Genomic DNA, 25985 nt, shown 5'->3' on the forward strand with positions numbered 1-25985 from the left:
TGCTCCCCGTTTTTTATGAGAAATTAGAAAAAATTCAACGCCGGTTTTTGTACCTTTAGCACGCTAAATATTGCTCACACGCTTGCGTGCGAGTGAACCGGCTAAGATCTACCGTGGATAAGTCTACCGGATGCGCCACTATTTCTCGCATCGCGTTAGCCAATGCCGCGGCGGACATGTCGCTGGCCAGGCCGCGCTGTAAGTCACCGACTAAAATCTCCTTTGGCCCGCCTGGGCAAGGTGAGCTGATCACTTGCGTCTGGCAGGCGAGCGCTTCAACCAGCACGTTGCCAAACCCTTCACAATCGGAACTTAGCACTAAGGCGCGTGCGGCGCGCAGGTAGCGGTATGGATTATCTTGAAAGCCCAGATAGCGTACTTTTTCGCGAATACCTAATTGCTCGGCTTGTTGGTTGATGGCTTGAACGGCCTCGTCACTGCCGTTGCCCAATAACACCAGCGGTTGTGATAAACCACTTTGGGCATAAGCGTCGAGCAGTCGGTCGTGGCGTTTTTGTGGGTGCAAACGGCCGACATGCAGCAAGAAATCTTCGCCATCCAGTGGACAAGGCGCGGCGGCATGCTGGCGGATGCTGTCGAAGTCAAACGGGTTGTAGATCACTTTTTGCGCGGCCGGTACCACCGCAAACTCTTGGCATAAGTCATCCAGCACTGCTTGGGAGACGGCGATTAACTGCTTATGTTGATAGGTTCTGGCCATGCGCCACCGCTTCCACCAACGGGCGAAGCCTTGCTTGTGTGCCAGATAAGACAGAGAAAGCATGCTATGGATGCAGAACCATAGCTGTTGCGGTTGTAGACTATGACAAAGAGATACAATTCGGTCAGTTTTCGGCAAGTTGGAAAATACGCGATCAAAGTACCCCAAATCCGCTTGTAGCTGGGTAATGGCATGATCTAGCCGTTTGGCGCGGCGGCGTAATTCACCGAGTTTGTGTAGTGGGCCGCGAGCCTGATCTGCCACGACCTGATAGTTAAGGCCTACAGGAAGAGAGTAGTGACACACATCGCGCAGGGAAATCAGCGTCACTTTATGCCCTTGAGCCAACATGCCTTCGGCTAAGGTCAGCACCACACGTTCGGCGCCGCCCCCCGGTAATCCATCAATAATAAACAGAATATTCTGGCTCATTTATGTAGCAGCTCTCGGTACAAGTTGATCAGCTTTTCGGACATCTTTTGTGGTGAACAATCCAGTATTTGCTGGCGTGCGGCCTCACCCATGTTTGAGCCGAGCGCTCGCGGCGGTAATTGGCTGATGGCTTCTTGAATCGCGGCGGTATCCAACGCATCGGTCACAAAACCCTGTTGGCCGTTTTGAATAAATTCGGCGCCACCACAATGTGTGCTGGTGATGACCGGTAAACCGCAGGCCATCGCCTCGAGGATCACGTTAGGGAACGGGTCATAGCGTGTCGGCAGTAACAATGCATCGGCTGCGTGGTAAAAAGCTAAGACATCGCGCTGCATACCGAAAAAGTGAACTTGATGCTCAAGGCCCAAGCTGCGCGCGAGGGCGCGGTAACGTTGTTCAGCTTTGTCCTTACCAATCACCAAAAGATGCCGTTGGCTGCCTTGTAGCGCGGCGATAGCGGTAGCGAGCCCTTTGCGCTCAAAGCCGGAGCCGACATAAATTAAATAGCTAGGCTTACTTGGCAGCCCTAAGTGGGCTAAGGCTTGTTGGCGTTGTAGCTCGGTGGCGGGCACGAAGCGCGTACTATCAATGCCGTTGTAAATTACGTGGATTTTTTCATCCGCCACCCCAAAATCGGCCATAATTTCTCGTTTGACCATTTCGGCATTACAAATCACCGCTTGCAGCTCTGGAGCGGTGAACATCTCGCGCTCGGCCTGCAACACATAGCGATGATAGGGGTCGGCGTACAGCAGTTTGCCGCGCCAGCCGGGCAGGGTACGACAACGCTGTTCTAAGTAGCGACGATGGACGCCATCGCCTGCTCGGTATAAGCCACAACCGGGAATGCGCTCATGGCTTTGCACCAAATCAAAGCCTTGCTGTGTCCATAGCGCCCGCGCAGCATGGGCAAATCCACGTTCGCGGCTGATCCGGCCCCATTTTGGGGGATTGCAGATGTGAATGTGCCAGTTAGGATTGACGGCATCATTCCACTGGCGGGTGATCACATTGAGTTCGATGTTTTGTCCCGATAACGCGGTCAGGGCGCGTGCCACAAAGCGTTCAGCGCCGCCATCAGGACGGTATTTTTGCCGGACGAGGGCAAGGCGGAAATTATCCATGTAAAAGCTCTCTGGCTGCCTGGATCACATCTTGACTGGGGATCAGATCCAGATAACGTTGTTCGGTATGGGTATCAATGCTGTCCGGATCTGGCAAGGTGCCGTAATCTCCGGCCCAGAAGACTTTCCCCTTGGCTTGCCACGGACGCCAAAAGTGTAGTTTAGTCGGTCCAAATAGGGCGATCAGCGGCGTTTGTAGCGCCGCGGCCATGTGCATTGGCACGGAATCAACACCGATAAACAGCGCGGCGCGGTCAATTAGGGCGGCGAGCTGAGGTAAGGTCAGTTGGCCGGAGAGGCTATAAGGCTGCCCCTGTCGGCACAGGGCTTGGATCTCCTGCACCATCTGCTGTTCACGGGCATCAGGACCACTGGTTAAAATAACAGCATAACCATCTTGCTGGAGCGCATCGATGACTTCGGCAAAGCGAGCATTTTGCCAACATTTAAAAAACCAGCGTGCAGAAGGCTGGATCACCACATACGGCTTATCAATCCCTAAGGCGTGGCAGCGTTCGACAACCTTGGCACTATCGGTAGGCGCATACGCCATGGTGACTTGTGCGTTCTGTGTGGGCAGTTGTAGTGGGGCCAAGATAGCCAGATTTTGCTCCACGGTGTGCATCTGCTGCAGTGGCTGGCAATCAATCAAAGTGGTGTGGCAGTGTGACCACAGCCAGCCACGACGTTTAGGCAGATCGAGGCCAATTCGCTGCGGCGCACCGGTAACGGCGGTCAGTATGGCACTGCGCCATTGATCGGCTAGATTAAGCACCAAATCGTAGCGTTGACGGCGCACTTGGCGCAGCAACGCGAACTCTTCCGCCAGTTGTCGACGAACCCCCAATTTTTTCCATTGCCGATCAATGACTCGCAACGCATGAATGGCCGGATGTTGTGCCAGCATTGGCTGGGTTTCGCTATACAGCAGTACATCTATTTGTGCAGACGGATAATTGTCGTGCAAGGTGTTGATGACCGGCGTCAGCAGTAGCATATCGCCATGGTGGCGCAGTTTGATCACCAAGATCCGCTCAATAGAGTTAGTATGAGCTTGGCGTGCAGATTCGGTCGTGTGTGCTGAGTTAGGCATGCAAAATCATCACTGTGAGACATGACAAAAAAGCGTAAACTAACGCTTTGTATGCGAGGCAACAGGCGTTGGCTCGTTGGTCACTATTGTGGCTTACTATACCATATAACCAGTTATACGGCGGTACGGTCCGCGCTTACTCCTGCGAGCATTCGAATGAACAAACCTTTTTTTATTATCACCATCGATACCGAAGGGGATAATTTATGGCAGAACAGCCAGCAGATCACGACCAAAAATACCCACTACTTGCCACGCTTTCAGGCGTTGTGTGAAAAGTACGGGTTCAAGCCGGTCTATCTGACAAACTATGAAATGGCCTCGGATCCGGCCTATGTTGAGTTTGCCCGTGATGTGATCCGCCGGGGTCAAGGTGAGGTCGGGATGCACCTGCATGCTTGGAACAACCCGCCGTTGCAGCCATTGACCCGAGATGATCTGGTACATAAACCGTATTTGATTGAATATCCGCAAGATGTGATGCGCGCCAAGGTCGATGTGATGACCAAGCTCTTGGAAGATAACTTCCAGACCAAGATGCTGAGTCACCGCGCCGGCCGTTGGGCGTTTAATAGCTTCTATGCGCAGTTGTTGGTGGAGTACGGTTATCAAGTGGATTGTTCCGTCACACCACATGTCGATTGGCGTGGGGCGAAAGGCAATCCGCATGGGCAAGGGGGGACTGATTACCGCCATTTCCCCGCACATGCTTACTTCATGGATTTAACCCACATTGAACGAGCCGGTGATTCGCGTTTGCTGGAAGTGCCGATGAGCACCTGCTTGAAGCATCCTAGCTGGTATAACGTACTGAAAGGTGGATATGATCGTTTACGTGGTAAACGACGTGCGCCATCGGTCAGCTGGGTGAGGCCGCGCGGTGGTAATAGCGCCGAGATGCAGCGGGTGGCGAAAAAATACCTTAGCCAAGGCAGTGATTACGTGGAGTTTATGCTGCACTCTTCCGAGTTTATGCCTGGAGGTAGCCCAACGTTCAAAACCAAGCAGGATATCGAGCAGTTGTATCGCGATCTGGAAGAGACCTTTGCTTGGCTTGCACAGCGCACCCAAGGTGCCACGCTGGCGGAATATTACCAATATAAAACTGCCCGTTAACGGGCAGTTTTAGGCATGGTCGCGCTATCTTAATTGTCTGCGGCAAGATAAGTCCGGCCGTTTAGCGGCCGGCTAGGCTGCGCAAGCGTTGTAGCAGAGCCGTGGATAATTCCGCAAAACTACGGCTATGTTGCGCGTGTTGCTGCGCTGCACGGGACATTTCTGCGTAACGTTGCGGATTCTCGCATAAGTGCAATACCGCTTGTGCGATTTGCTGCGGAGCCAACATGGTTGGTGCGGTTAAACAATCCAGATCTGGGCGATATACCAACGGTGAAAATGCGGTTGAAGCCCCTGTTAGCGCTGCATATTGTTCGACACTTAATTCTGGGCTGAGGCATAGTCCGGTTTGTTGATTGATTACGGCTTCAGGTAATCCATCGACATTACTGGTGATGGTCGGAATGCCATACGCTGCGGCTTCAAGGCTCGTTAGCGATACACTTTCATGCATTGACGGGCACACATACACATCCAGTTGGCGGTAAAAGCTCGCCATATCATCTACATGACCGAGTAGGGTGACTTGCTCACTGATACCCAGCGCCGCGATGGTTTGCTCCAGATAGTTTCTTTCTGGACCATCACCTGCAATATAACAATGACAAGGATTACCGAGTTTATTCAGCTCTACGATGGTGAACAGTAATAGACCAAGACATTTGAGTGGAACCATTCTCCCTGCGCTACCAAAGATGAGTGGTTTACCGGGTTGCAATGGCTTGGTGGGTTGCATTGCGGGGAGTAAACGCGGTGCGTTAAACTCAACGTCAATCGGCACCGATATTTTATGTTTGAGCTCCAACATCCTTTTGGCGGCATGAGAGACGGCAATGCAATGATCAACGTGGGCAAAAAAGCGCTGAGGTAGCGTTGGACGATGTTGATACCATGACATGCCATGCTCATAGTAAACCACGGGGCAGGGCAAATAGCGCTGCACCTGTTTGGCAGATAGATGCCACTCAGTGAACTGATTCCAGACTAAAATTACATCCGGCTGAATATCATGGATCATGCGTAGTCGATTCCAGGCACGAAACAGTTTTGGCCGGTTAGGTAATTTCAGAAATGACAGACGCTTAATATCTTGCACCTGCAGCGCTGCTTGGGTGGCTAAGCGTGGCTGTAAGGGCGCTGCAATCGCGGCATGATCCATTAAGACCGAGTGCCGCACCGCGCCCAGGGCGGCAGGCTGTCGGACAAAGTCACAAAACATTGTCTCAACCCCACCGACTTTACGTAGGTCGATCAGGTGCAAGATGTGCAAGGTATCAGAAGGCGTGCGGCTCATCGTTGCAGCGTGTCCTGATAAAAGTTAACCATCTCCTGCATCATATAATCGAAGGTCATAAATTGCTGAGCATGCTGCAAGGCATGTTGCTGGAGTTCAGTTTTCAGTGACGGATTTTCTACTAGGCGCTCGATAGCATGTGCTAGCGCATTGGCATCGCGTGGTGGGCAGAGTAGACCAGTTTTTTCATGCTGGATCATTTCTGGCAGCCCGCCGGTGGTGGTGGCAACGATATTCTTTTGCATAAAGAAGGCTTGCGCGACCAAGCGGGTTTGCGCTTCGGTGGCTACCGAGGCAATCACCACGATATCGGCTAACGCTAGGTAGTTTTCAATATCATTGTGATAACCGAGGAAACGAATTTGTTGCCCCAGATAAGGTTGAGCAGCGGCCAGTACTTGCGCTTTAAATTCTGCCGTTTGACCGGTTGCCTCACCCACTTGGATACAGGTCAGGGGGAGCCCTTTATCTAGCAGGGTTTTACAGGCGTCGATGTAATAGTTCTGCCCTTTATCCGGGCGGATCATACCGATGTTGGCAATTATCATATGCTCGGCAGGAATACCCAGTTCGCGGCGCAGAGCTTGGCTATCCAGCGAGGCAGTAAATCGCGCAGGATCTACGCCGGCAGGGGCGACCAGCGTCTTATCACGATTCGGGATCCCAAGCTCCTCTAGCATATCCTGAATTTTTTTTGCGGTGGTAATGATGCCGTGGTTGCCATGCCGCCAAACCAACCCGTGTAATCCGGACGTTTTAATGGGGTCAGTGACATGTCGTGAACGGATCACTTTAATGCCGCTTAATGCCTTGACCAACGCACCATAAACACTGTCTCGGCTGCCGTGACAGTCTAAGAGTTGGATCTGATTTTGTTTGAGGAATTGCAGCAGACTTTTTAAGGTGCTCGGATGTACCGAACCTCGCACGCGCAATTCAAATGCGGGCAAGTTTTTTTCGCGCGCTTTTTTAATGATCGCCGCACCTGGACGGGCAACAATCCATGTAGGATGACCATGCTGATTCAGCCATTCGGTCTGTTCTACGATCCGTAATTCCTGACCACCCCAATCCATGGAGGTTTCAAAGTGAGCTATTTTCATGTTGATTTCCGATCATGATCGCAAGTGCTAGTGCTGACATATAAGTAACAGTGACTTCTTGGCTGAAGAATAGAACATCGCTAAGACCATAAAGAATGATAGTTAAACTGATTGACAGCAATAAATAGTTTTTTTCTTTCAAACTGAATTTTATTGTAAATAGATAGAATAATATTAATGCTGAAAATCCGGTAATTCCTTGTAGAGATATTGTGTCAATCGTCTCATTGTGCAGGTGAACATCTACGTATCGATAAATCATGGGATTGATGATATTTTCCTTAATTTGTCTATCTATCGATTGATAGCGTTGCTCCGCTGATTGCCCGAGGGGATGAGAGTAGGTTGATTTAGCACCTGCGATCCACATAGTAAAACGGTTGCCAAGGGAACCATTATCTTTTGTTTGGTCGAAGTTTATAATCTCTGTGAACGCTTGTGTTGCTCGTGGCTTAACTATACCGTCATAGTTTATAATGGTAGCTACTGAAATAATGGTTGCAAGCGATAGCAAAACGGTTTTTCTTATTTCATTTTTTAGCTTAAACATGAGCATGAGTAATGCGATAAATGTAAAGGCTAATATTGCAGCGCGTGTTTGTGTTAATAGGATTGAGTAGAGGCAAGCTCCGAATACTAAGGCTAAAAATATAATGTTATTCAGTGAGGGTTTTTCTTTTATACAGCAAAATAGGCTAAGTAATAGAACTGGTGTCAACATATAGGCGGTTGCTGTTGCTCTGTTTGTTGATAATTCAGTGCGTGCTAAGCCAAGAATATGAAACTGATAGGCTGAGTATACAGCGATAGCTAAAGCGACAAATGGCATAACTAGCCGAATGATGTTCGTTAGCTTTTCCTTATGTACACTGTCAGTATTGATTGCAAATGAGACAAGGAATGATGCTATGACAAGTCTTTTTCCTACATCAAAATAAGAGTTGTAAACATTACTGAAGTTGGAACTACTTGGTTCGTAGTACATTGACCAGATTATTTTTGAAAGTCCAAGGAGTAAAATCGATAGAGGTAATGCATTACTGATAATAGTCTGCTTGTTGATATTTGTTAAAAAGTAAATGATAGATAGATATCCTGCAATATAAAAAGTATCACGAGAATATGCTATGTTAAACATCGCTAAGGAAATAGACGCGAAAATAAATAATATTGTCGTATTAGGCAGTAGTTCTTTTTTATTCATGTTACATTCATTACCTTAAGTTTTAGTAGCATTCTTTTCCTACTTAATCTTACTTTGGGATCTAGAACGAAGCTAAGAGTGTTTATAGTGCTAAGTTTTCTTTTTGCATTCTCAGGAATAGGTAGTCTACCTTTGCCTCGAGCAACAAGATCTGATATGCATTTTACCCATAGGGCATTAACGATATTGGCATACTTTAGTTGAGGTGAGAAAATGTTTTCGATTTTTTCTAATGCATCGAATAACATAGCAATTTTTTCACCGCCCTTATCATTAGATATACTGCCAGTTCTTTTCCTATAAAGATAGAGGTGGCTATTGCAAAATAAAATATCGGTTGATTTTGATATGGCGTGGCCAATGGTGATTATATCTTCATAGCAGAGTGTTTCAGGGAAAAAATCATCTGTTAATAGTGAACGTTTAATAAACTTTCCAGCAATGTGTCCTTCTATTTTTTTATGCGACAGAAATAGTTTTGTTGCATTATCTTGACTGATTTTTTCTTGTTGAGTTAAATGTGTTATTGCGTCAACCTGAAAGTTATTATATACCTCGCTAATGGGTGTTATTACCATGTCGTATTTATTTGAGGCGAGGGTTTTTGTAATTAATGTTAATGCGTTATTTCGAAATGCATCATCGCTATCTAAAATAGTGATGTAATTGCCTTGGCATTGTTTAAATGCAAAACGTTTTACTTTTCCGACGTTATTATAGTTAACAGAGAAAAATCTTTTTTTAAAGTTATCTGGTTTATAGTTATTGATGATTGATACTGAGTTATCAGACGATGCATCATCAACGATGATTGCTTCAACTGTCGAACTTAATTTGTAGCCATGCAGAGCTTGATCTAAACTTTTTAGAGCTTGCTCAACATACTCTTCAGTGTTATGCACGGCAATAATTACGGATAAAATAATCTGTTCCATGATGCAATTCATCCAATATATATATCGATAATGTTGGATGCATTAATGCTATCCATATCATTATCGTTGGCAACTACTGATTCCTGCCCCTTCCCATACCCACCAATCAATCCCGGATCAGTTGGTCCATACAGCGTGATATTCGGGATATCCAGTGCGGCGGTCAGATGGCTGAGACCGGTATCGACGGAAATCACTTGCTTGGCACCGGCCAGTACGGAGGCAACTTGTGCCAAGGTTAGCTTGGGCAAAACGTCGACGTGGGAAAAGCCTGCGGCCAAGCGTTCTGCTCGTGCTTGTTCGTGCGGCGCTCCCCACGGTAATTTTATACGCAGTGCCGTATTTTTGCCGACCCAATCAATCAATTCGCGCCAGTGTGTCTCCGGCCAGTGCTTATCATCACGGGTGGTAGCATGCAGAAAGACCATATATTGGCCGGCATCGGCCGGTAGCGTGCTGGTGAAGTGACGGGCAATGGCGTAATCGCCCAGCTGTGTCGGCACTGGGTAGTTCAAACTTTGCGCGACCAGTTGCCGAGTGCGTTCGACCGCGTGTTGCTGAGTGGCCACTGGGTGCTTGCAGTCATAAAACAGACTGGCTAATGGCTCACGCGCGCTATGACGGTCAAAGCCATGCTTGGTGCCGTGACTTAAGCGGGTGATTAGCGCCGCGCTTTTCAGTAACCCTTGTGCGTCTATCACCACATCATAGGTTCGCGCTTGCAATTGCTGGCGAAAGGCATGCCATTCTTGACGGGTCTGTGGGCTCAACAAATTTTTGCGCCAGCGGCGGATCGCCACCGGGATGACGCGGTCGACGGCAACATGCCAGCTTGGGATTTGAGCAAAGCCCTCTTCGACGACCCAATCCACCTGCAAATCGGGGATTGCCCGCTTGGCATCGGTGAGCGCCGGTAGCGTGTGGATCACATCGCCCATGGAGGAAGTTTTGACCATTAACACGCGCATGCCGCTTGCTCCTGACTCAGTAACGGCTGCAGCGCATCCAATACCTGTTGTGGCGTAATATCAATCAGACTCTGGTGATAGCCGGCATCGGCATCCCCTTTGCGCACCTTATGGTAACCGCTAATCAGGCGCAGTACCGTTGATTTATCTGACAGCGGCGGCGTGAAGTCTGGGCTGCTCGGGCCGTACAGGGCGACCAGCGGACGACCGAGTGCGGCGGCCACATGCATCAAACCGGAGTCATTACTGACCACCGCTTGGCAATCGGCAATCAGCGCCACGGCTTGCGCCAGTTCGGTCTGACCGGCCAAATTAATGCAGTGCTCCTGCAACTCGGCAGGCAAGCTGGTGATAATCTGCTCACCAGCGTCTTTATCTTTGGCTGAGCCAAACAGACGTACTTGGTAGCCTTGGCGGATCAGCGCCTCGGCCAGTGCTGCATAGTGATAGTGTGGCCAGCGTTTGGCCGGACCAAACTCAGCGCCAGGGCAAAAGCCGATGGCTTGACGCTCATCATTCAGATCAAAGGCCGCACAGGTGTTGGCAATCTCGGTATCTTCAATGACCAGTTTCGGCCACAGCAGTGGCGTGGGCAGCTGTTCGGCGCGGCTAATTTGCCCGTCGTAGGCTAACGCAACGTAGCGCTGAACCATCAAGGGAAAGGCGGCTTTATCCAGCACACGCAGATCATTGAGCAAACCATAGCGCATTTCACCGCGCCAACCGGTACGGGTTGGGATCGAGGCAAAAAATGGGATCAGTGCGGATTTAAACGAATTAGGTAACACAATCGCCTGATCATAGCCCTCCGCTTGTAGCTGCTTACCCAGTGCCCGGCGCTCGGTCAGGGCAAAACGGCCATGACCAATCGGCATTGCAATTGCGCTGTGAACCTCGGGCATCAGCTCGAGCAGCGGGCGGCACCAAGCGGGTGCCATGACATCAATTACACAATCGGGATGCTGCGCTTTCAGCGTACGGTATAAGCTTTGTGACATCATCATGTCACCGACCCACGAAGGGCCTATCACCAGGATTTTCATGTGTCCTCAAAAAATAAAACGAGCAACCGTTGTTACTCGTCAGAAGATGGCGCACGACATTTGCCGTGCGCAGCAGTCGGGCATGGCAGGCCGCAATTAACGCTTATTCAGCCACGCCATATATTCCGCTACCCCTTCGGTCACGGTTTTGAATGGCTTGTTATAGCCAGCCGCGCGTACTTTGGTCAAGTCGGCTTGGGTAAAGGCTTGATAACGGCCCTTTAAATGTTCAGGGAATGGGATGTATTCCACCTGACCTTTTTGATGGTAGGCGGTGACTGCATCGGCAACCGCTTGGAAAGATTCCGCATTGCCGGTACCGCAGTTGAAAATGCCAGACACACCGGCTTCCCAGAACCACAGGTTCATGGCGGCGACATCACCGACATACACGAAGTCACGCTTGAAGTTTTCGCTACCGGCGAACAGCTTAGGATTTTCACCCTTGTTGATCTGAGTGTTGAGGTGGAACGCGACGCTGGCCATGCTGCCTTTGTGGCCTTCACGTGGTCCGTAAACGTTGAAGTAACGGAAACCGGTGATTTGCGACAGTGTTTCGCCATGTTCTTCGGCATCTTGCCACAAACGACGCACATAGTTGTCGAACAGCTGCTTGGAGTAGCCGTAGACGTTCAACGCGCCTTCATAAGGGCGTTCTTCGATAAAGTCGTGGTCACGGCCGCCGTAAGTGGCTGCCGAAGAGGCATACAGGAATGGGATCTGGCGATCCAGACAGTAATGCAGCAGCTCTTTGGAATACTCATAGTTGTTGAGCATGACATATTTGCCGTCCCATTCCGTGGTGGCAGAGCAAGCGCCTTCGTGGAATACCGCATCGATATCGCCGAAGTCATCGCCGGCCATAATCTGGGTAATGAAGTCCTCTTTATCCATATAATCAGCGATATCAAGATCAACCAGATTGACGAATTTAGTGCCGTCTTTCAGGTTATCGACCACCAGAATGTCGCTGCGTCCCATGTCGTTCAACGCTTTAATGATGTTGCTGCCGATCATGCCGGCGCCGCCAGTGACGATAATCATGGATGGAATCCTTCTTGTTTACACTACAGAGTGATTGCCCTTGGATCTGAGTCCGTTATCATAACAAACGGCTCAAGCTGGAGCCTTTGTTGAGGAGCGTTGTGCAGATGAAAACCCGTGATCGTATTATTCAGACCAGTCTGGAGTTGTTCAATCAACGCGGTGAGCGCAACGTAACCACCAACCATATCGCTGCACATCTGGGGATCAGCCCTGGCAACCTGTATTATCATTTTCGCAATAAAGAAGACATTATACACGCCATTTTGTGCGAGTATGCAGACCATTTGGCGCTGGCCTTCCAGCCTAAACAGCAATCTGAGCTCAGTCTGGATGTGCTGATGGGCTATCTGGATGCCATCTTTTACACCATGTGGCGCTACCGTTTCTTCTATGCCAATCTGGCCGACTTGTTAGGGCGCGATGAGCGTCTGCAGCGGCAGTACTTGGCGGCGCAGGCAGATCTTGACCAAAAGCTGATCGCCATCATGCGCAACATGCACGCTAGCGGTTTGCTGGATATGTCGGCGGAAGCGTTGCCAGAGTTCGTGCATACCATGAAGCTGATTGTCACCTGCTGGATCCCCTACCAGAGTACCCAATCCCCGCAAACCTTGATTACCCGTCAGGTGGTGTATCAGGGCGTGCTCAGCATGCTGAATCTGATGCGCCCGATGATGACGCCGGTGGGTAAAGAGCGAATTGAACGCCTCAGTGCCCATTACCGCGAACAGCTCGAGCGCGAGTTGCACGAGTAACGCCGGCGACCACGATTTTTCTCTAGCGAGATCGCTGTTTTTATATACAGTTGTGGCGACTTAGTCAGCGGCGGTCTATACCGGTTGAGTCGGTCACGGTGGCATGCCGTGATCATCTCTAGCCGGTGAGAGGGAAGCATCGTGTCAAATCCATCTATGCAATTACAAGACTTGGCTGCCTGTGAGTTAGCTGGGGTGCGCGTGACAGGGCCGTATGGTCAAGGTTACGAGGCCGCCATGCAGCATTTGATGCAATGGGTGCATCAGCATGGGGTCGCAACGCGCGAAGTGATTTTTATCTATCATGACGATCCGAATACCACCGCACCTGAGCAATGTCGTACCGATTGCTGCATTACGCTGGCCGAGCCAGAGGCGGTCGCGCCCAGTGAGGCGATTAGCCGCATCAGTTTACCGGGCGGGCGTTATGCCACCTTGCGCTGCCAGATTGCCTCGCCAGAGCAGTATGGCGCAGCATGGCAACAGTTGATGCAAGAGCTGGAGCAAGCGGGGTTACAGTGGGATGAGCGCCCATGCTTTGAGCTCTATCATCACAGCGGGCCGCAGGCGGCTAGTTATGATGTGAGCATCTGCATTCCGGTGCGCTAATCTCGGCGCTGTGTCGGTGTGGCTAGCGGTCATTCTTCGCGTTGACCGCGCAGCAGTGGCAAATGGCGATACGGAGGCACCGAGGTTGGTGCTGGCAGCAAGTCCAGCTGCTCAAGTCCGACTACACCGGTCTCGTTACTTGGTGTGAGGTTTGGTTTGTTAGGGGCGGTTGAAGGCTCGGCAGTCGAGTTCGCCTCTGTTGCCGCCGGCGTGCTAGTGCGCGTAGGCTCTATAATCGGCCCCGGTTGGCGCAGACTCGATGATGGGGCGCTGTTATGCTTGCCTGTGCCTGTGCCTGTGCCTGTGCCTGTGCCTGTGCCTGTGCCTGTGCCTGTGCCTGTGCCTGTGCCTGTGCTAGGCGCAGGTTGTTTACCGTCGGCCGGCAGCTCAGCGATCAATGCGCGTAAGCTGATCAATTGCACATCAGCTGGCAAATGGGCGAGGCCCTCTTGCAGCACTTTCAAGGTATTGGGCCGTGGATGGCCGATGGCGACCGCCCAGCCTTTGTGGCGCGCCATGCTCACCGCACGCTGAAACTCGGCCTGTACCTTGGTCAAACTGTTGTTGTCATCCAAAAACACTGTGCGCCGCAGCGTGGGCACCCCAAAACGACGCGCGGTAGACTCAGCCACGGTCGCCGCTGTGGTGCGGCTATCGAGAAACAACAGATGGCGAGCTTTTAGCTCTTGCATCAACAGCTGCATCAAGGCTGGATCGGCGGTAGCGGCACTGCCCATGTGGTTATTCATCCCACGCGCGTGCGGTACCACCTGTAAGGCTTGTTCTAGGGTGCGACGTACCGCGGCGGCATCCATACCGGTGTGCAGGGCGCCGGCTTCAACACGCGTGCTACCGCGCGGTTGCATCGGCATGTGGATCAGCGCGTCGCGCTGCTGCTTGGCCGCTTGTTCGGCCATGCGGGCGGCATGCGGGGCGACCGGTAAAATGGCCACCGTCACCGGTAACGGCAAACGCATTACCGCCTGATCGGCAGGGCGGTAGCCGACATCATCAATCACAATCGCCAGTTTGCCGGCATGGGCATAGCCAGTCAGTGTGCCGCCAACCAGCAACGTGAGGCTCAAACGAGTGAGGTTTAAGCGTACGAGACGACTCGGTTGCAAGGTCAGCCTGTTGCAAGCGAATAGACAAGGGCGAGCGGATAAACAACGTCTGGCAGCCGAAAGAACGGCAGTGGCAGCCAGTGAAAGACGGGATAACAGCAAGGACGGGCTGGACACGCCGCTTAGCCACCTAGCCATGGGCGCGGGTTGACCGCTTGCCCTTGACGGCGAATTTCAAAGTACAGACCGGCACTACCCTGACCGCCACTGTCACCGACTAAGGCAATCGGCTGACCGGCTTTGACGTTATCGCCCGGCTGGAATAACACGGTTTGGTTATAACCATACAGGCTCATGTCGCCTTTACCGTGCTCGACCACCATCACCAGACCGTAGCCTTGCAGCCAGTCGGCCAAGAGCACTTTGCCGTCGGCAATGGCGCGTACTTCGCTGCCTTCTGGCGCGGCGATCACCATTCCTTTCCAGCGCAGTTCGCCTTCTTGGCTATCGCCGAAACGATGCAGGATACTGCCGCGTACCGGCCAGATATGTTGACCTGCCGGCCGGCCAAGACCGCCGCTTTGTGCCATCAAGGCCCGCTCGCGATCGTTAGGCACATACGGTTTACCGGTACGTTTTTCTTCTGCGGCTTGTTTGCGTGCTAGCTCGCGCGCTTCACGTTCGGCGCGCGCTTTGGCTTCACGCTCAGCGCGCGCGATTTGATCGCGCAGGCGTTGTTCGTTCTGTTTGAGTTGTGCCAGCTTTTGCTGGTTTTGTTGCAGGTCGGCTTCTAAGGCACTCAAGGTTTTCTTCCGCTCGGTGCGCGCTTGCTGCAATTTATCCTGTTGCTGTTTTTGACTTCCCAGCAACGTGGCTTGTTCTTTTTGTTTAGCTTGTAGCTCATCTTTTTGCTGCTGCAACTCGTGCTGATTCACGCTGATCTCGTTCATCACGGCTTGGCGTTCTTCATTGATGGCACGGTAGTAATGCAGCATGCGTTCGGCGCGGGCCGGATCATCCGAGGACAACATGGCCTGCAATTGGCCTTGTTTACCCTGTCGATAGGCGGCATCTAACTGGGCCGCTAAACGCTGTTGATGCTGTTGCTGCTGCTTTTCCAACTCGCTGATCGAGCTAGTCAGGCGTTTGAGATCGCGGGTTAAGCGAGTCAGCCGCTGCTCGGTTTGGCGCAGTGCTTTGCTGGCGGAGCTGATGGACTGATCTTGCTTACGTAGCGCCTGTTGCAGTTGCTGGCGCTGATCTTGTTGCGCGGCCACTTTACTGGCCTGCTGGGCAATTTCTTGTTGCACGCCCTGCAGCGCCGATTGGGGTGCTGCAGGGGCATACGGCGCGCACAGCAGCATACCGGTGCAAAGAGCACCGGTACACCATTGACTGATACGTGAGCCGTATGTATTTAGCATGTGAAAATTATTTCACGATAAACAGCGGCTTGCCAGTCATCTCTGCTGGAATTTCCATGCCCATCAAGGTCAGCATGGTTGGTGCCAGGTCAGACAGCTTGCCACCGGCGACCACTTCAGCCGGTTTGCCAACATAAATCAGTGGCACTGGCAGGTTGGTGTGCGCGGTGAATGGCTGACCAGTAGTCTGGTCTTTCATCAGCTCGGCGTTACCGTGGTCGGCGGTGATCAGCAGCTGACCATCCACTTTACGTACGGCGGCCACCACTTGCTCGATGCAGTGATCCAGCGCTTCAACGGCCTTCACTGCTGCATCGAACACACCGGTGTGGCCGACCATGTCGCCGTTCGGGTAGTTACAGATGATGGTGTCGTACTTACCGCTTTCGATTGCACCGACCAGCTTCTCGGTCAGCTCGGCAGAGCTCATTTCCGGTTGCAGATCATAGGTCGCCACTTGTGGCGATTGGATCAGAATGCGATCTTCGCCTGGGAACGGCTCTTCTACGCCACCGTTGTAGAAGAAGGTGACGTGCGCATATTTCTCGGTTTCCGAGATCCGCAGCTGGGTTTTGTCATGCTTAGACAGCCACTCACCCAGGGTGTTTTCCAGATTCTCTGGCGGATAGGCGCAGGCGGTTTTGATGTCAGCAGCATATTCGGTCAGCATTACGAAGTTGCTGAACTTAACCACTTTCTCACGGGCAAAGCCGGTGAAATCTGCGTTGATGAAGGTACGCGTCAGCTGACGCGCACGGTCGGCACGGAAGTTCATGAAAATCAGTGCGTCGCCATCTTGCATCGCAGCATCAGCTTCGCCTTCAGCGCGGATCACAGTTGGTTTGACGAACTCATCATTTTCTTCGCGCGCATAAGCGGCGTTCAGGCCGTCTAGCACGTTGCTGGCGTGGAATTCCGCTTTGGCTTGGGTCAGCAGATCGTAGGCCAGTTGTACGCGATCCCAACGGTTGTCGCGGTCCATGGCGTAGTAACGGCCAACCATCGAGGCGATGCGGCCTTTACCCAGCTCGGCAAAGTGGTGCGCCACGCGTGCCAGTGAATCTTCGGCGCTGCGTGGTGGGGTGTCACGACCGTCTAAGAAGGCGTGCAGGTAAATCTTGTCGGCGCCACGTTGGGCGGCCAGATCGATCATCGCCAAGATGTGATCTTCATGGCTGTGTACACCACCCGGTGACAGCAGACCCATGATGTGTACGGCTTTACCGGCGGCGACAGCGGTGTCGACAGCGCCAGTCAGCACGGTATTGTGGAAGAAATCACCATCTTTGATTTCTTTATCCAAACGGGTCAGATCCTGATACACGATACGGCCGGCACCTAAGTTAACGTGGCCGACTTCAGAGTTACCCATCTGACCGTCAGGCAGGCCGACATCCAGGCCGGAGCCGGAAATCAGGCTGTGCGGACACTCGGCCCACAGCTTGTCCATGACCGGGGTGTTAGCATTTAAAATGGCGTTGTCCTGCTTATCTTCGCGGTAGCCATAGCCATCAAGGATGACCAGAACCATCGGTTTCTTCGCGGTAGTCATGTAAGACCTCTCGTCGATAATAAAAGAATAGCTGTGTATTGATAGTGCAGTGTTGAGGAATTTTACTACATTACTGACTCGTGTCAGCTAATGATTGCGCCAGAATGTGTGACTCACAGCACCCTGGTTGCCTGCTTACCTGCAATAATCTCTGATCATAGAGTAACCCATCGCTTGCGTTACTCCACATATTACTGTGATAGGCGGGGCTTAAAGCTGTAATTGGTGTGGCACGCAGGTATACTCAATCACCTTTCTTTCACCGATTTTTTGATGGCGAAATTCTATGCAGCAACAAGTGATGCTTTTTATTCAAAGTCACACCATTTTGAGCATGGCGTGGATTGCCCTGTTTGTAGCCGTGATCGTAATGACCTTCAAGAGCCGTTTTTCTGCGGTGAAGAGCATTGATAACGGCGAGGCGACCCGTCTGATCAACCAGGCCAACGGTGTGCTGGTGGATATCCGTTCGCCGGATGAGTTCCGCAAAGGCCATATCGTAGACAGCCTGAATCTGCTGCCATCCGCGATTAAAGCCAACAATCTGGGCGAGCTGGAAAAGCACAAAACCCAGCCTGTGGTGGTGGTGTGCGCAACCGGTATGACCGCGCGAACTGTGGCAGAAGATCTGAGCAAGCAAGGCTTTGCCCAAGTACACGTACTGCGTGAAGGCATTGCGGGCTGGAGCGGCGCGCATCTGCCATTGGTGCAGGGCAAATAATTCGGTCTTGGTGCATTGGTACTCGGCGGGATAACCCCCTTGTGGCAACGGCACTAAGATGTGGGACAACAGTGAATCCGGTGGGGTGTGTGATGGCCCAAATTGAAATTTACACCAAAGCGACCTGTCCTTTTTGTATCCGCGCCAAGGCGCTGCTGACCCGCAAGGGCGCAGCCTTTGACGAGATAGCTATCGATAACGATGCACAGGCGCGCGCAGTGATGATTGAACGCAGTGGCCGTACGACGGTTCCACAGATTTTTATCGACGGCCAACATGTCGGTGGGTGTGATGACCTGCATGCACTGGACGCTGCCGGTAACCTGGATCCGCTGCTGGCCCGCTAACGCGACTTTGGCGCACTGCGCACGGATTGGGGTCACTAATCTGAGTCACTGCGCTCTGCGTGCGTAATTTAAGTTGTGTCATTGATGAGTGGCTAGCCACTGACGCATTCGCATGGTAACGCTCGGGTATCCTGAGGGTTGCCTTTTCAGGAAGAATATTCCGTTTTCAAGGAACCAGAAACCAAAAGGTAAGAGTCATGTCTGAACAAAATCCAAACGAAACCCTGTTCCAAATCCAGCGCATTTACACCAAAGATGTGTCTTTCGAAGCGCCGAACTCACCAGTGATTTTCCAAAAAGAGTGGCAGCCAGAAGTGAAACTGGATCTGGACACTGCGTCAACTGATCTGGGTGACAACGCTTTTGAAGTGGTTCTGCGTCTGACCGTGACCGCCAACGTAGGCGATCAAGTGGCGTTCCTGTGTGAAGTGCAGCAGGCGGGTATTTTCTCCGTGGCTGGTCTTGATGGTGCGCAAATGGCACACTGTCTGGGTGCATACTGCCCGAACATTCTGTTCCCGTATGCCCGTGAGTGTGTAACCAGCCTGGTTGCCCGCGGTACATTCCCGCAGCTGAATCTGGCTCCGGTAAACTTTGATGCGCTGTTCATGAACTACCTGCAAGAGCAGGCGCAACAAGACCAGAGCGTAGCGGCTGAATAATTCAGACCAAGAGTAAAGACAATGAAACCAGATGTAGCCATGACAGTGATCGGTGCCGGCTCTTACGGGACGGCTTTAGCCCTGACGCTCGCGCGTAATCAGCACCCCGTGGTGTTGTGGGGCCATGATCCGCAGCATATGGCACGTCTGGCGGCGGAGCGGGAAAATGCGGCCTTTTTGCCGGGGATCCCGTTTCCGCCGGATCTGCACATTGAAGCAGATCTGGCCAAAGCCGTGACCGCTAGCCGCGATATTTTGGTGGTGGTACCGAGTCATGTTTTTGGCGAGGTGTTGCAACAACTGCGTCCGTATTTGCGCCCAGACAGCCGTCTGGTGTGGGCGACCAAAGGCTTAGAAGCTGAGACCGGTCGTCTGTTGCAGGATGTGGCGCGCGAAGTCTTGGGTGACACTATTCCGCTGGCAGTATTGTCCGGCCCCACCTTTGCTAAAGAGATGGCGGTGGGTATGCCGACGGCGATTTCGGTGTCGGCCTCCGACCCGCAATTTTCCGCTGATTTGCAGCAACTGTTTCACTGCGGCAAGAGTTTCCGTGTCTACAACAGCCCAGATTTCATCGGCGTCCAACTGGGCGGCGCGGTGAAAAACGTGATTGCCATTGGCGCGGGGATGTCGGATGGCATGGGCTTCGGGGCCAATGCGCGCACCGCGCTGATCACCCGTGGTCTGGCGGAGATGACCCGTTTGGGCGTGGCGCTGGGCGCCGAAGCGGCCACCTTTATGGGGATGGCCGGTTTGGGCGATCTGGTGCTGACCTGTACCGATAACCAATCGCGTAACCGCCGGTTCGGCATGATGCTCGGCCAAGGGCATGATGTGGCGCAGGCACAGGCCAGCATCGGGCAGGTGGTGGAAGGCTATCGCAACACCAAAGAGGTGTACGTGCTGGCCCAGCGTCTGGGGGTGGAAATGCCGATCACCGAGCAGATTTATCAGGTGCTGTATTGCGGCAAAGATGCCCGTGAAGCAGCTGTGGCTCTACTGGCGCGCGCCAGTAAGAGCGAATAAAGGTTAATGACATCATCTATTGGAGTCGGTTTGCATGTCTGAACCGGAACTGGAGTTGGTGTGGCAAGAAATCCAACAAGAGGCGCGTCGTCTGGTTGACGGCGAGCCGATGCTGGCCAGTTTTTTCCATGCCACCATCTTAAAGCATCGCCACCTTGGCAGTGCGCTCAGCTATATTCTGGCCAACAAGTTAGCCACCGCCACCGTACCGGCGATTTCGGTGCGTGAAATTGTTGAAGAAGCCCACGAAAGCGATCCGCAGCTGATTGTTAGCGCGGCGCTGGATATCAAGGCGGTGCGTGATCGCGATCCGGCAGTCGGTAGCTGTACCACGCCATTGCTGTACCTCAAAGGGGTGCATGCGCTACAAGGTTATCGGGTAGCCAATTGGTTGTGGCGTCAGGGGCGCACGTCACTGGCGGTGTATCTGCAAAACCAGATTTCGGTCGCCTTTGCGGTGGATATCCATCCGGCGGCGCGCATCGGTCACGGCATCATGCTCGACCACGCCACCGGCATTGTGATCGGGGAAACCGCGGTGGTGGAAAATGATGTGTCGATTTTGCAGAACGTCACCCTCGGCGGTACCGGTAAAGAGTCTGGCGATCGTCATCCGAAGATCCGCGAAGGGGTGATGATTGGCGCGGGCGCGAAAGTGCTGGGCAATATCGAAGTGGGTTGCGGCGCTAAAATTGGTGCCGGTTCAGTGGTCTTGCAACCGGTACCGCCGCATACCACGGTGGCTGGGGTGCCGGCGCGGGTGGTGGGGCGTCCGTGTTGTGACAAACCATCGCTTGAGATGGATCAGGACTTCAGTGGCTTGATTCAGCAGTTTACCCACGGTGATGGGATCTGAGCCGCGCGTCTCTCATCACAAACCACGAATGACTCATCGCGAACGACTACATCACGCACCGCCAAAATGATCACGCACCGCCAAAATGCGGTGCTGAATAATCTTCCGTCACGTCTTTGGAAAACGCCCTGTCACCGATTGGTTGCAGGGCGTTGTTGTTTATCGCTTGGCTCCGGGATAACCAAGCTGTCGCCACGACTCGAACACCACCACCGCAACGGTGTTGGACAGGTTCATGCTGCGACTTTCTGGACACATCGGTAAGCGGATCTTCTGCTCGGGTGGCATCGCATCGAGAATTTCCGGCGGTAGACCGCGCGTCTCGGGGCCGAACAGCAGATAGTCACCGGCTTGGTACTGGATGTCGCTGTGCGCAGGGGTACCTTTGGTGGTCAGGGCAAACAGACGCGTCGGTTGTTCGCTGGCCAAAAAGGCGGCGTAGTCATGGTGACGCTGGATTTCGGTGAACTCGTGATAATCCAGACCGGCGCGGCGCAGGCGCTTGTCATCCCACACAAAACCGAGCGGTTCAATCAGATGCAGGCGATAGCCGGTGTTGGCACACAGGCGGATGATGTTGCCGGTATTAGGCGGAATTTCCGGCTGGTACAGAACAATATTCAGCATGATAGTGGTATGTCAGCGTGGGCGCGAAGGCCGGCGGATAAACGAATGAGCAGCAGGATACCCGATTGCGGTGATGGGGTACAACCGGCGGCGTGGTGAAGCTACGTTGTGGTGGAAATAAGCGCTGACTGGCGGTATCGGTCAGCGCTTTGGTGTGTGAGGGCCGCGAGATGTGCGCGGCGGTTTAGGCAAGCAGCGGCAAGCGCAGGATCAGACGCAGTCCGCCCAGCGGGCTGGTGGCCGCTTCGATATGGCCTTGATGCTGACGCAGGGCATTATCGACAATCGCTAAGCCAAGTCCGGTACCGCCGGAGGTGCGCGCCCGCGCTTCATCAGTGCGATAAAACGGGCGGAAAATTTTCTCGCGCTCGCTTTCCGGCACGCCCGGGCCATCGTCATCCAACGTGATACAGAGCTCATGGCCGCCGTCGGGCAAGGCGGTACGGCAGAAGCTGACATGGATGTCATGGTGCGCATAGCGCAGGGCATTGCGAATGACATTTTCCAGCGCACTTTCCAGCAACGCGCGATTGCCAGACAGCAGCCAAGGGCCCGGAGCTTCGCTGATGGTCAGCTGTTTACCGCTTTGTTCGGTTTCGAAGATGGCATCGTCTAACACCGGCAGCCACAGCTCATCGGCCGGCACGGTTTCGCGCTCCAAATGGCTATTGAGCTGCAAGCGCGATAAGGCCAACAGCTCGCCAATCATGGCATCGAGGCGCTGGGCTTCGGTTTCGATACGCGCCAGTTCGTGACTTTCCCCTTGGCGACGGCGCACCAGCGCGGTGGCCAATTGCAGGCGCGTCAGTGGCGTGCGCAGCTCATGGGAGATATCCGATAGCAAACGCTGCTGATTACCCACCATCTGCTCCAAGGCCGAAATCATCTGATTGAAGCTGCGGCCAGTAGCACGAAACTCTTTGGCGCCGCGCTCAAGCTGCGGGTCGGGGGTTAGCTCACCGCGCGCCACTTTGTTGGCCGCTTGCTGTAAACGCCGCGCCGGCCGAGCCAGACTCCAAGCGAGCCAGAGTAAAAATGGCGTACTGATCAGCATGGTCACCCCGAGCAACGTCAGCGGGTGATCGAGCAGGTAATTGAGAAAACCGGCCTTGCTACTGGCTGGGTGAGACAAAAACAGCCGGAACGGCTCGCCGTGGACTTGGATCAGAAACGGGCCAATCACCATCCGTTGGTTATACAGTTTCTTACGCGGCGCTTGCAGCTCTTCGGACAGGGCGATGAAGTTATTCATCTCACGCACGCCCATGTGGTTGGTGTTGAGCAGCAGCCCATCGGCCCGTTGTAGGGTGATGCGCAGTCGGCTGTGATCGCTGTTGCGCAGCGCTTGGCGAATCTGCTGATCTTGGCTGTCGCTCGGTAGTGCTTGTAGGCGTTCGGCAATTTGGGTCACAAAGCGCTGGTAGTTCAGCTGCTCGCGCTCTGACAGTGCCGAGGCGTTACGGCTGTCCCAACGTGGCAACATCAGCACCACCAACAGCACCAGCGCCAGCGTAAACCAGAAGATGGCGAAGATACGTGCGGTCAAGCTGTTACACAGCCCGAATGTGGAGGCACACAGGCGACGCGCATTCATGAGGCGGCCACCAGCAGATAACCGCGTCCGCGCAGGGTCTTAAACCACGGTAGACCGTCTTGGCGGTCAGGCAGTTTTTTGCGCAGATTGGACATGTGCATGTCGATTGAGCGGTCAAACGGCGACAAGCGTTTGCCGAGAATATCGAGGCTCAGGCTCTCGCGCGACAAGATCTCGCCCGGATGCTGTACCAGTTGTTGCAGCAGGCTAAACTCGGTGCCGGTTAGCTCCAATAAGGTGCCCGCAAAGCGCGCTTCTTGCCGCCCTGGGTAGAGTTCCAGTTGGTCAAAGTGGAGGGTATCGCTGGTCTTTTCCTCGACCGGACGGCTGGTACGGCGCAAGATAGCGCGAATGCGCGCCACCAGTTCGCGATCGTTAAACGGCTTGGGCAGATAGTCATCGGCGCCAAGCTCGAGGCCCAGCACGCGATCCAGCTCGCTGCCGCGCGCGGTCAGCATCAACACCGGAGTATTGTGCTCTAGACGCAAGGCTTTTAGGGTTTCCAGCCCATTGCGTTTGGGCATCATCACATCCAGCAAAATCATATCGATAGAGGCATCGAGCATCGCCAGAGCCTGATCGCCATCATGGGCGACCGTGACGCTAAAGCCTTCCATATCCAGCAATTCGGACAACAGATCAGTGAGCTCCAGATCGTCATCTACCAACAGTAATCGGGTCATGGGAACAGTCTCCATCAGTTATGCTTTATAAGGTAAGGGATCCCACGCAGCAGGGCTATTAGCCTTTACACAGCTTTACATCTACTGACAGCACTTTGCAGGAGACGGCGTACACTTAAATCCATAGACACATTGCACCAGAGAGTAACGCGCTTGGCGTTGCACTCGACATATATCGCACTGTTTTTTTGAGGAGATAACCATGCGTGTACTGAACAAAGTGATGATCGCATCTGTTGTGGCTCTGACTTCCACCATGGCATTTGCACAAGGTGGTCAAAATGACACCATGATGATGGGCAAAGGTATGATGGACGGCGGCATGATGCAAAAGCATCACAACGGTCAAGGCCGCGGCATGCGTTGTGCCGGTTTCGCCACCAAAGGTCTGAACCTGACCGAAGCGCAACAAAAACAGTTTACCGAGCTGTGCACTCAGCTGGATCGCCAGCCAATGATGGACGCGCAAATGCGTACCCAGATGCACGCTATCATGACCGCGCCAAAATTTGATGAAGCTGCGGCGCGCACCATGTTTGAAAAAATGAATACTCAGCGTATCGAGCAGCAAGTACAGCGTGCCAAGGTGCACAATCAAATGTACAACCTGCTGACACCAGAGCAGAAAGCCAAAGTTGACCAGCGTTTTGCGGCGCGCCAGCCTGTAGCGACACCAGCTCCAGCGGCTGCTCCGGCGACTCCCGCCAGCAACTGATTTTATAACAACAAAATAGCCTGTCTCACCCCGGTCTGCATTACTGTGCAGGCTGGGGTTTTTCATTGTGCGACGCAGAGCGGCGTTGAAACCGGTATACTGAGCAGTGCCAATCGTCCATACAAATGAAGGCGGAGTACATTCAAATGAACAAGGAATACGGGCACTGGGTCAAACTGGCGGCGTTGTGTTCAACGTCGGTGGCGACCTTGCTGCTACTGGTCAAAATCGTGGCCTGGTGGAAGACCGGCGCTGTCAGTCTGTTGGCTTCGGTGGTGGATTCGCTGCTGGATATTGCGGCCTCACTGACCAATTTGCTGGTGATCCGCTACTCACTGCAACCGGCAGATGAAGAGCACCGCTTTGGTCACGGCAAAGCCGAGTCATTAGCGGCGTTGGCTCAGAGCATGTTTATTTCCGGCTCAGCCTTTTTCCTGTTGCTGCAAGGTGGCGAGCGTTTGATTAACCCGCAGCCGATGACCGATCCAGGATTAGGAATGGGCGTCACCGTGTTTGCGCTGCTGGTGACTCTGGCGCTGCTGGCGTTTCAACGTCAGGTGGTGCGCCGTACCGGCAGTCAGGCCATCAAAGCCGATATGCTGCACTACCAAAGTGACTTGTTGATGAACGGGGCGATTTTGCTGGCTATCGGCCTGAGCTGGTGGGGCATCGGTATGGCGGATGCACTGTTTGCCGTCGGTATTGGTTGCTACATCCTGATCAGCGCGGTGGTGATGGGCTACCATGCGGTGCAATCGTTGCTGGATCAGGCGCTGCCGGAAGAAGAGCGCGCCCAGATTTTAGAGCGTGTGCGCTCAACGCCGGGCGTGCGTGGTGTGCATCAACTGCGTACTCGTCGCGCCGGGCCTACCCGCTTTATCCAGCTGCATCTAGAATTAGACGATAACCTGCCGTTGGTCGACGCTCATCGGATTGCCGATGGGGTAGAGCACGATCTGATGGCGTTGTTCCCGGGGGCGGATGTGATCATTCACCAAGATCCGGTATCGGCGGTGCCATTGGAAATGAAAAACAGTGCTGTGAGCCAAATCTCGTAAACTTTTATCACAATCCTTCATGCTGAAAGGAGTAAGCCGATCGATTTTGCCCTTGCAGTGGGTGTGATGAGTTACTGTGATGCGTATCAATTTAGTTTTTTTTCAAAATTGTAATACTCATCACGTACTTATTTTTTCCTGTCATCTTATGTCCGCATAACTTGGGGTAAGATGCCGGAGTTTAGCTGCAATGGCATTCGGATCAGAAC

26 protein-coding genes are annotated in these 25985 nt (G+C 53.0%); 10 read left to right on the forward strand and 16 right to left on the reverse strand.

Translation table 11 applies throughout. The annotated features are described in order from the left end of the window. Window positions 1-55: 55 nt before the first annotated feature. From LQ901_RS14620 to rfaQ, 3 genes are read right to left on the reverse strand one after another with little or no spacing between them, the layout of a single operon-like run. Window positions 56-1153, reverse strand: a complete 1098-nt coding sequence (locus LQ901_RS14620; protein WP_233672363.1) for a glycosyltransferase — start codon at window positions 1151-1153, stop codon at window positions 56-58. Further along, on the reverse strand, window positions 1150-2280 hold the full coding sequence (locus LQ901_RS14625) for a glycosyltransferase family 4 protein (protein ID WP_233672364.1): 1131 nt from the start codon (window positions 2278-2280) through the stop codon (window positions 1150-1152). Before LQ901_RS14625 ends, LQ901_RS14620 begins: the two co-directional genes overlap by 4 nt. Further along, window positions 2273-3373, reverse strand: a complete 1101-nt coding sequence (gene rfaQ / locus LQ901_RS14630; protein ID WP_233672365.1) for a putative lipopolysaccharide heptosyltransferase III — start codon at window positions 3371-3373, stop codon at window positions 2273-2275. Before rfaQ ends, LQ901_RS14625 begins: the two co-directional genes overlap by 8 nt. A 156-nt stretch (window positions 3374-3529) precedes the next feature. On the opposite strand from rfaQ, the gene LQ901_RS14635 reads away from it, so the two are divergent. Then, a complete protein-coding gene (locus LQ901_RS14635) occupies window positions 3530-4489 on the forward strand; it encodes a polysaccharide deacetylase family protein (protein ID WP_152109725.1) in 960 nt (319 codons plus the stop codon). Window positions 4490-4550: 61 nt separating this feature from the next. Here the strand turns inward: LQ901_RS14635 and LQ901_RS14640 are convergent, their stop codons facing one another. The 7 genes from LQ901_RS14640 to rfaD form a co-directional block, all read right to left on the reverse strand. Next, a complete protein-coding gene (locus LQ901_RS14640) occupies window positions 4551-5783 on the reverse strand; it encodes a glycosyltransferase (RefSeq protein WP_233672366.1) in 1233 nt (410 codons plus the stop codon). Beyond that, window positions 5780-6886 (reverse strand): glycosyltransferase family 4 protein, encoded by a 1107-nt coding sequence (locus tag LQ901_RS14645; RefSeq protein WP_233672367.1) that lies wholly within the window; start codon window positions 6884-6886, stop codon window positions 5780-5782. The genes LQ901_RS14640 and LQ901_RS14645 overlap by 4 nt, the downstream gene beginning before the upstream one ends. Beyond that, complete coding sequence (locus LQ901_RS14650) at window positions 6867-8090, reverse strand: O-antigen ligase (RefSeq protein ID WP_115150188.1); 1224 nt, start codon at window positions 8088-8090, stop codon at window positions 6867-6869. The genes LQ901_RS14645 and LQ901_RS14650 overlap by 20 nt, the downstream gene beginning before the upstream one ends. Then, on the reverse strand, window positions 8087-9025 hold the full coding sequence (locus tag LQ901_RS14655) for a glycosyltransferase family 2 protein (protein ID WP_178088314.1): 939 nt from the start codon (window positions 9023-9025) through the stop codon (window positions 8087-8089). Before LQ901_RS14655 ends, LQ901_RS14650 begins: the two co-directional genes overlap by 4 nt. An 8-nt stretch (window positions 9026-9033) precedes the next feature. Next, a complete protein-coding gene (gene rfaC, locus LQ901_RS14660) occupies window positions 9034-9993 on the reverse strand; it encodes a lipopolysaccharide heptosyltransferase RfaC (RefSeq protein ID WP_064978290.1) in 960 nt (319 codons plus the stop codon). Next, a complete protein-coding gene (gene rfaF / locus LQ901_RS14665) occupies window positions 9981-11036 on the reverse strand; it encodes an ADP-heptose--LPS heptosyltransferase RfaF (protein WP_064978289.1) in 1056 nt (351 codons plus the stop codon). Before rfaF ends, rfaC begins: the two co-directional genes overlap by 13 nt. Window positions 11037-11132: 96 nt before the next feature. Continuing rightward, on the reverse strand, window positions 11133-12080 hold the full coding sequence (rfaD, locus tag LQ901_RS14670) for an ADP-glyceromanno-heptose 6-epimerase (RefSeq protein WP_010864901.1): 948 nt from the start codon (window positions 12078-12080) through the stop codon (window positions 11133-11135). Window positions 12081-12187: 107 nt separating this feature from the next. Between rfaD and LQ901_RS14675 the strand changes: the two genes are divergently transcribed. Together LQ901_RS14675 and LQ901_RS14680 are read left to right on the forward strand one after the other, a co-directional pair. After that, a complete protein-coding gene (locus LQ901_RS14675) occupies window positions 12188-12838 on the forward strand; it encodes a TetR/AcrR family transcriptional regulator (RefSeq protein WP_010864900.1) in 651 nt (216 codons plus the stop codon). A 141-nt stretch (window positions 12839-12979) separates the two neighbouring features. Continuing rightward, window positions 12980-13447 (forward strand): GyrI-like domain-containing protein, encoded by a 468-nt coding sequence (locus tag LQ901_RS14680; protein ID WP_152135658.1) that lies wholly within the window; start codon window positions 12980-12982, stop codon window positions 13445-13447. Between the two features lie 29 nt (window positions 13448-13476). Here the strand turns inward: LQ901_RS14680 and LQ901_RS14685 are convergent, their stop codons facing one another. The 3 genes from LQ901_RS14685 to gpmM all read right to left on the reverse strand — a co-directional run bounded on the left by LQ901_RS14685 (window position 13477) and on the right by gpmM (window position 17487). After that, window positions 13477-14571: a divergent polysaccharide deacetylase family protein gene (locus tag LQ901_RS14685; protein ID WP_233672368.1), complete on the reverse strand. Its 1095-nt coding sequence runs from the start codon at window positions 14569-14571 to the stop codon at window positions 13477-13479. Window positions 14572-14693: 122 nt separating this feature from the next. Further along, a complete protein-coding gene (gene envC, locus LQ901_RS14690; RefSeq protein ID WP_064978287.1) occupies window positions 14694-15935 on the reverse strand; it encodes a murein hydrolase activator EnvC in 1242 nt (413 codons plus the stop codon). A 7-nt stretch (window positions 15936-15942) separates the two neighbouring features. Then, window positions 15943-17487 (reverse strand): 2,3-bisphosphoglycerate-independent phosphoglycerate mutase, encoded by a 1545-nt coding sequence (gene gpmM / locus LQ901_RS14695; RefSeq protein ID WP_039046068.1) that lies wholly within the window; start codon window positions 17485-17487, stop codon window positions 15943-15945. A gap of 286 nt (window positions 17488-17773) precedes the next feature. On the opposite strand from gpmM, the gene LQ901_RS14700 reads away from it, so the two are divergent. The 5 genes from LQ901_RS14700 (at window position 17774) to cysE (ending at window position 21099) form a co-directional block, all read left to right on the forward strand. Further along, complete coding sequence (locus LQ901_RS14700) at window positions 17774-18208, forward strand: rhodanese-like domain-containing protein (RefSeq protein WP_010864894.1); 435 nt, start codon at window positions 17774-17776, stop codon at window positions 18206-18208. A 92-nt stretch (window positions 18209-18300) separates the two neighbouring features. Beyond that, on the forward strand, window positions 18301-18555 hold the full coding sequence (grxC, locus tag LQ901_RS14705) for a glutaredoxin 3 (RefSeq protein ID WP_047708939.1): 255 nt from the start codon (window positions 18301-18303) through the stop codon (window positions 18553-18555). Between the two features lie 197 nt (window positions 18556-18752). Beyond that, a complete protein-coding gene (gene secB / locus LQ901_RS14710; protein ID WP_010864892.1) occupies window positions 18753-19217 on the forward strand; it encodes a protein-export chaperone SecB in 465 nt (154 codons plus the stop codon). Window positions 19218-19238: 21 nt separating this feature from the next. Continuing rightward, the gene (gpsA, locus tag LQ901_RS14715) at window positions 19239-20243 is read left to right on the forward strand and encodes an NAD(P)H-dependent glycerol-3-phosphate dehydrogenase (RefSeq protein ID WP_152136683.1); all 1005 of its coding nucleotides are present in this window, start codon (window positions 19239-19241) and stop codon (window positions 20241-20243) included. Window positions 20244-20277: 34 nt separating this feature from the next. Next, a complete protein-coding gene (gene cysE / locus LQ901_RS14720) occupies window positions 20278-21099 on the forward strand; it encodes a serine O-acetyltransferase (protein ID WP_010864890.1) in 822 nt (273 codons plus the stop codon). Window positions 21100-21258: 159 nt separating this feature from the next. Here the strand turns inward: cysE and trmL are convergent, their stop codons facing one another. The 3 genes from trmL to cpxR all read right to left on the reverse strand — a co-directional run bounded on the left by trmL (window position 21259) and on the right by cpxR (window position 24003). Then, on the reverse strand, window positions 21259-21726 hold the full coding sequence (gene trmL / locus LQ901_RS14725; protein WP_010864889.1) for a tRNA (uridine(34)/cytosine(34)/5-carboxymethylaminomethyluridine(34)-2'-O)-methyltransferase TrmL: 468 nt from the start codon (window positions 21724-21726) through the stop codon (window positions 21259-21261). 184 nt (window positions 21727-21910) lie between these two features. After that, a complete protein-coding gene (cpxA, locus tag LQ901_RS14730) occupies window positions 21911-23284 on the reverse strand; it encodes an envelope stress sensor histidine kinase CpxA (protein WP_152136688.1) in 1374 nt (457 codons plus the stop codon). 32 nt (window positions 23285-23316) lie between these two features. Further along, window positions 23317-24003 (reverse strand): envelope stress response regulator transcription factor CpxR, encoded by a 687-nt coding sequence (cpxR, locus tag LQ901_RS14735; RefSeq protein WP_010864887.1) that lies wholly within the window; start codon window positions 24001-24003, stop codon window positions 23317-23319. Window positions 24004-24205: 202 nt separating this feature from the next. On the opposite strand from cpxR, the gene LQ901_RS14740 reads away from it, so the two are divergent. After that, window positions 24206-24718, forward strand: a complete 513-nt coding sequence (locus LQ901_RS14740; protein WP_010864886.1) for a Spy/CpxP family protein refolding chaperone — start codon at window positions 24206-24208, stop codon at window positions 24716-24718. A 146-nt stretch (window positions 24719-24864) separates the two neighbouring features. Then, entirely contained in the window at window positions 24865-25776 is a 912-nt protein-coding gene (gene fieF, locus LQ901_RS14745; protein WP_010864885.1) for a CDF family cation-efflux transporter FieF, read from the forward strand. Window positions 25777-25985 lie beyond the last annotated feature (209 nt).

Source organism: Plesiomonas sp. PI-19, from assembly GCF_021368255.1.
GTDB lineage: Bacteria > Pseudomonadota > Gammaproteobacteria > Enterobacterales > CAMTGL01 > Plesiomonas > Plesiomonas shigelloides.

What these genes read in the sequence shown, in the direction of transcription:
- LQ901_RS14620 (WP_233672363.1), bottom strand. Translation starts at nt 1,153, where the DNA reads ATGAGCCAGAATATTCTGTTTATTATTGATGGATTACCGGGGGGCGGC.
- LQ901_RS14625 (WP_233672364.1), bottom strand. Translation starts at nt 2,280, where the DNA reads ATGGATAATTTCCGCCTTGCCCTCGTCCGGCAAAAATACCGTCCTGAT.
- rfaQ (WP_233672365.1), bottom strand. Translation starts at nt 3,373, where the DNA reads ATGCCTAACTCAGCACACACGACCGAATCTGCACGCCAAGCTCATACT.
- LQ901_RS14635 (WP_152109725.1), top strand. Translation starts at nt 3,530, where the DNA reads ATGAACAAACCTTTTTTTATTATCACCATCGATACCGAAGGGGATAAT.
- LQ901_RS14640 (WP_233672366.1), bottom strand. Translation starts at nt 5,783, where the DNA reads ATGAGCCGCACGCCTTCTGATACCTTGCACATCTTGCACCTGATCGAC.
- LQ901_RS14645 (WP_233672367.1), bottom strand. Translation starts at nt 6,886, where the DNA reads ATGAAAATAGCTCACTTTGAAACCTCCATGGATTGGGGTGGTCAGGAA.
- LQ901_RS14650 (WP_115150188.1), bottom strand. Translation starts at nt 8,090, where the DNA reads ATGAATAAAAAAGAACTACTGCCTAATACGACAATATTATTTATTTTC.
- LQ901_RS14655 (WP_178088314.1), bottom strand. Translation starts at nt 9,025, where the DNA reads ATGGAACAGATTATTTTATCCGTAATTATTGCCGTGCATAACACTGAA.
- rfaC (WP_064978290.1), bottom strand. Translation starts at nt 9,993, where the DNA reads ATGCGCGTGTTAATGGTCAAAACTTCCTCCATGGGCGATGTGATCCAC.
- rfaF (WP_064978289.1), bottom strand. Translation starts at nt 11,036, where the DNA reads ATGAAAATCCTGGTGATAGGCCCTTCGTGGGTCGGTGACATGATGATG.
- rfaD (WP_010864901.1), bottom strand. Translation starts at nt 12,080, where the DNA reads ATGATTATCGTCACTGGCGGCGCCGGCATGATCGGCAGCAACATCATT.
- LQ901_RS14675 (WP_010864900.1), top strand. Translation starts at nt 12,188, where the DNA reads ATGAAAACCCGTGATCGTATTATTCAGACCAGTCTGGAGTTGTTCAAT.
- envC (WP_064978287.1), bottom strand. Translation starts at nt 15,935, where the DNA reads ATGCTAAATACATACGGCTCACGTATCAGTCAATGGTGTACCGGTGCT.
- gpmM (WP_039046068.1), bottom strand. Translation starts at nt 17,487, where the DNA reads ATGACTACCGCGAAGAAACCGATGGTTCTGGTCATCCTTGATGGCTAT.
- LQ901_RS14700 (WP_010864894.1), top strand. Translation starts at nt 17,774, where the DNA reads ATGCAGCAACAAGTGATGCTTTTTATTCAAAGTCACACCATTTTGAGC.
- grxC (WP_047708939.1), top strand. Translation starts at nt 18,301, where the DNA reads ATGGCCCAAATTGAAATTTACACCAAAGCGACCTGTCCTTTTTGTATC.
- secB (WP_010864892.1), top strand. Translation starts at nt 18,753, where the DNA reads ATGTCTGAACAAAATCCAAACGAAACCCTGTTCCAAATCCAGCGCATT.
- gpsA (WP_152136683.1), top strand. Translation starts at nt 19,239, where the DNA reads ATGAAACCAGATGTAGCCATGACAGTGATCGGTGCCGGCTCTTACGGG.
- cysE (WP_010864890.1), top strand. Translation starts at nt 20,278, where the DNA reads ATGTCTGAACCGGAACTGGAGTTGGTGTGGCAAGAAATCCAACAAGAG.
- trmL (WP_010864889.1), bottom strand. Translation starts at nt 21,726, where the DNA reads ATGCTGAATATTGTTCTGTACCAGCCGGAAATTCCGCCTAATACCGGC.
- cpxR (WP_010864887.1), bottom strand. Translation starts at nt 24,003, where the DNA reads ATGACCCGATTACTGTTGGTAGATGACGATCTGGAGCTCACTGATCTG.
- LQ901_RS14740 (WP_010864886.1), top strand. Translation starts at nt 24,206, where the DNA reads ATGCGTGTACTGAACAAAGTGATGATCGCATCTGTTGTGGCTCTGACT.
- fieF (WP_010864885.1), top strand. Translation starts at nt 24,865, where the DNA reads ATGAACAAGGAATACGGGCACTGGGTCAAACTGGCGGCGTTGTGTTCA.